Raw genomic sequence first — 1,609 nt, 5'->3', positions numbered from 1 at the left:
GAAAGTTTTTACATTACTGTAAGTTTTTTCTTCATCAACATCAACTAACAATCCTAATTCAGCAGCACTTAAAGCAATTCCACTTTCTTTCAATACTTCGTCAGCTTGACTGGTAATGTTTGAAATTTTGATTTGTGCTTTAAGGCTTGCGATTTCATCGTCTTTAGCTTTTTGAAGTTCGGCAGCTTTTTCTTCGTCAGATTTTTCTTTAACTGACTTTTTGCCACCTTTTTCAAGTTCTTCAATACGAGCCAGCGCTTGGTCAAGCTGTGTTTTTGTTTCATTTTTTTCAGCCTGCTCTTTTCCGATTCGTTTTTGAAGCTTTTCGACGATTTTGTCGCTGTCAGTTAACTCATCTTTATCGTCCCTTCCTGGCTCTCCGTTACCTGGAGGATTTTCTCCTGGATTAGGTTCTCCTTGTGGATTTGGATCAGGCGTCCCTAATCCTCCGTTTGGATCATCAGCAAAAAGTTGCAAATTAAGGGGTAAAAGTTCTGTTTGTTCCATTTCTGGTTCCTCCTACTCGCATTTAAAGACTTGGGAGTCTGATTTTCTCGTGTTTTATTTAGTGTCCACAACGTTCGGAAACGGACATAAGAAAAACCCATGGAATTCGACGGGTTTAAAAGTTTATTTGCTATAATTGAATTACTGGCTCATTTGCCTAGTATCTAGTAGAAAGGAAAAATAATTTGAGTTCTATAAAAAATGCTTACATCAAGTTCTGGTACACATTGATTTTGGTAGCTAATCAGAAAAACGATTCAGATGCTGAATTAGTGGTTTTGACTTCCAATGGTACGTATATTGGCAAACCTGTATCTTCAAGCGAACTTGAAACAGACTTTGTAAACCAAGCTTGGGAAATGACTTTTTCAGAGAGTAAAACAGATAAAGTTTCTGAAGAAATAAGCTTAATACATTTGAAAAATGTTAGGACACTTGATAACTCTGAGTCCTATGGTACCTTGACAATTTTTGCGGAAGATGTTTTAGGTGTCAGCGGAAATGGCGATTTAACTGCTCCATCTGACGACTGATTATCCCCGACAATGTCTCTGGGGAATCAATCCCTTTGACTTTATAACTAAAAGGCTGTCCAGTTACAGCCTTTTTTGGTTCATTATTCATTGAAATCTATCCTTTTCTTTTATTGCGCAATTCTTCAATCGCTTTGTCAGCTTCTACCCTGTCGTCAAAAGCTTGCTTGTACTCATCTTGACTGATTACTTTCCTATCAAGTAAATCATCCCAGAAACCTTTATCATCAACATGCGGTGCTGTGCTACATCTACAAAACGGATGCATGTTTGGTGCATTAATACCAGGCGACATATCTTTTAATTTGAATATTTTACCATTCAATGCCCCACAGATAGGACAAGCTGACGGTTCAGCAATATATTCATAACTTTCAATATCCGCTTTTTTATAGCTTTCTTCTTGAATAGCCGTTTGAATTCTCGTTGTTTCTGACACAAGCAATCGTTGTGCGTTGTAAGTCGCATTAAGCTTTCCTTGTTCAGTCATCAGCCTTTTAAGTTGTGGGGCCAATGCTTTTGGATTGATTCCGCCAGTCACTGACCGGATGAGAAGTTTTTCAATATCA

At 37.8% G+C, this 1,609-nt stretch carries 3 protein-coding genes; 1 reads left to right on the top strand and 2 read right to left on the bottom strand.

Annotated features, from left to right (window positions below; all coding sequences use genetic code 11):
• Positions 1-507: DUF4355 domain-containing protein (locus AB0N14_RS40090; RefSeq protein WP_366030605.1), on the bottom strand; the 507-nt coding region annotated here is incomplete at its 3' end.
• A gap of 185 nt (positions 508-692) precedes the next feature.
• Here AB0N14_RS40090 and AB0N14_RS40085 point away from each other — a divergent pair.
• A complete protein-coding gene (locus tag AB0N14_RS40085; protein WP_023164006.1) occupies positions 693-1,040 on the top strand; it encodes a hypothetical protein in 348 nt (115 codons plus the stop codon).
• 97 nt (positions 1,041-1,137) lie between these two features.
• Here the strand turns inward: AB0N14_RS40085 and AB0N14_RS40080 are convergent.
• On the bottom strand, positions 1,138-1,609 hold a 472-nt coding region (locus AB0N14_RS40080), incomplete at its 5' end, for a minor capsid protein (RefSeq protein ID WP_366030604.1).

It is taken from the genome of Streptomyces sp. NPDC051104 (assembly GCF_040682835.1).
GTDB lineage: Bacteria > Actinomycetota > Actinomycetes > Streptomycetales > Streptomycetaceae > Streptomyces > Streptomyces cynarae.
Note: the sequence above shows the minus strand (reverse complement) of the source record. Positions and strands in the feature narration are given on the sequence as shown.